Here is a 2,545-nt window from a genome sequence, read left to right on the forward strand (position 1 = left end):
GGTGCTGATGCTTTGATTAATTGGTCAGAGGGACAGCACCCTAACACGGTTAATAATAGCGCTCGTTTTATGATGCAGCGGGTGCGTGAATATTTATCGGATACGGGCGGCGTACTTGAAGGGATTGTGACGGTTGATAATAACCAAAAGACGAGCGTGATAAGGCTTCTAAGCCAATCGGCATTTTTAGAGTATAAGAATGGCATATCGGTTTGTTTTAAAGCGAAGGGCAAGAATGTTGGGGCGACAACAATTGCTTTAAATAATTTAGCCGGTAAGCCCGTTTATAAGGCGACAGAAACCGGTTTATTAGCCTTATCGGGAGGAGAGATACAAGATGGCTGTCTTTATACGCTTGTGTATGATGAAGATATAACCGGTTGGCAAGTTCTCAACCCGACAAGGGGCAAAGTTTCTTCCTTAAAACGCTTACCCACTGGTCTGATAGGACCGTTTGCAATGGAGCGCTTGCCGGATGGTTGGTTGCCATGTGATGGGAAGGCTTATCCGCGGCTTGTCTATTGGGATTTATTTTGTGTCATAGGAACGACGTGGGGAGAAGGAGATGGCGCCACGACGTTTAATGTTCCCGATTTTCGGGGGCTATTTTTACGGGGACTTGATAATGAACGCAATTTAGACCCTTGGCGTTCTTTTGCAAGTATACAACCAAGTTCTTTAAAAGCGCACGAACATTTTATAGGTCCGGCGTCATCAGAAGGTCTTTCTTCTCGAAAAAAACGAGATGTTTCTTCTTCTGAAGCGCCCGTGACAAGGCGAAAGAGAGCTATAGACGAAGAGTGTGTAGGTTTGAGTGGGGATGCCTTGGAAAGGTGTAATCAAGAATTTGACCAAATAACAGGAAGTCCACAGGTAGAGACTCCCTTTTGGTTTACAGAAAAAGATAAGCCTCCGCGTTTACCTTGGTTTATCAGGAGCCCCTTTGCTAATTTTTTATATTATTCAACGCCTATAACAGAAGGTCTGAATGACAGAGAGCATCATGAACATCACCTCATGGCAGAGAGGTTTGGTGGTGTTGAAACGCGCCCCGTTAATGTGAGTGTAATTTATGGGATCAAGACATGAGGAGTTGAAATGTCATTAAAACCGTTTGCGATATCAGAGATTAGCGACCCGTCTCAAGTACGGGTCGTTTTGTATTCGGGGGGAGGATTTGTTCATGCGCCGCTTAATGGCGTTTTTGATTTACTGAAAGCCGCTTTGAAAACGGAGCTTGATGGTTCACTGAAAGATTTAGAGAAGCGCTTAGAGGCTTTAAGAGAAGAGTTTGAAGATTTGAAAGAGTGTTCATTTTAGGTTTAATGGAGGAATAAAGCATATGAAAATACCCGATCATAGTCATGAGTATCTGATACCAATAGCAACGCAAGAGGAAATCAGAGAAGGAACTTCGCAAGATAGCGTTGTTGTTCCTAAGATTTTAGGGACGGCATCTTTGTATTCGTATGAAACTTTTGCACCATTAGAACAGGTTGTTAATGCAAGGCAAGAGTCTGAAAAATCCATGGCGCGTGCAAATAGTGCGCAACAGGTTGCAGAGGAATCGAAAAGGGTTTCTGATCAAGCGCTTACAGAGGTGACGAAAACGGGTGAAGCGGTTACAGCAGCTACGACAACCGCTAATCTTGCAAAAGATACAGCGGATACAGCCAAGGGATTAGCAGAAGAATCCAAGAGTGCATCAGATGCCGCCAAGCAAATGGCAGAAGAGGCAAAAGCTCTTTCAGAACAATCCAAGAATGCTTGTGCTGAAGTCAAGGCATCTGTTGCAACTGTTAAGATAGTTGCCGAATCGGCGCAAACAGGAGTGGAACAAGCCTCGCAAACAGCTTCAGAAGCGAAGGGTTTGGCGGAATCGGCGAAAAGTGCAGCAGAGAGTGTAACAGAGAAAGTAGATCAAGCACTAAGAGAGGCTAGCGATGCAAAATCTAAAGCAGAAGGCTTAGAAACAATAGCCAATGAAGCAAAATCCACGAGTGATCAAGCAAGCCAAACCGCTTTGAGTGCAAAAAGTTTATCAGAAGAAGCCAAGGAAGTAGCCGAGACTGCGAAGTCGACAGCAGAAGAAGCGAAGAGTGTTGCGGAGCAAGCAAAAGAAGAAGCTGATACGACGAAGCAAGGGCTTGGAGAGGTCAAGAGTTCATTAGACACGGTGACAGCAACGACAAATTCTGCGAATACAGCCGCCTCTGAGGCAAAAGTGTTAGCGGAAGAAGCGAAGAGTGCATTGACAGAAGTTCAAGAGAAGGCACAGAGGAACAGTGACAGTCTTTCTGAACTTCAAAGTAAGGTAGGTTCTCTTTCCACTAATTTTTTAGAGGATGTGCGTTTTAATCAACCTGACAGAATTTTGGAAGCCGATTCACACAATAGAAAAGGTCTTGTGATCAATGCAGGGGCGTGTTTTCGCTTTTATCGTGGCGGTGAGAATGGGGATAGGTCCATCTTTTACCGCACTCCAGGGCGTGGAAGGATGACTTTTGACGAAGATTTTGAAGCAGGAAAGGATTATTATATATAT

3 protein-coding genes are annotated in these 2,545 nt (G+C 44.4%); all 3 read left to right on the forward strand.

The annotated features are described in order from the left end of the window. Positions 1-1,089 (forward strand): phage tail protein (locus tag ACFIJP_RS08745; protein ID WP_375627006.1); only part of this gene is annotated, 1,089 nt, incomplete at its 5' end. A 9-nt stretch (positions 1,090-1,098) separates the two neighbouring features. Beyond that, positions 1,099-1,320 (forward strand): hypothetical protein, encoded by a 222-nt coding sequence (locus ACFIJP_RS08750; RefSeq protein WP_375627008.1) that lies wholly within the window; start codon positions 1,099-1,101, stop codon positions 1,318-1,320. Positions 1,321-1,342: 22 nt separating this feature from the next. Further along, positions 1,343-2,545, forward strand: a 1,203-nt coding sequence (locus ACFIJP_RS08755) for an alanine-zipper protein (RefSeq protein ID WP_375627009.1), incomplete at its 3' end; no start/stop codon positions are given.

This window comes from Bartonella sp. MU37NMGALS (assembly GCF_042194015.1).
Lineage (GTDB): Bacteria > Pseudomonadota > Alphaproteobacteria > Rhizobiales > Rhizobiaceae > Bartonella > Bartonella grahamii.

Coding starts and splice junctions, on each gene's coding strand:
- ACFIJP_RS08750 (WP_375627008.1), top strand. CDS start 1,099: ATGTCATTAAAACCGTTTGCGATATCAGAGATTAGCGACCCGTCTCAA.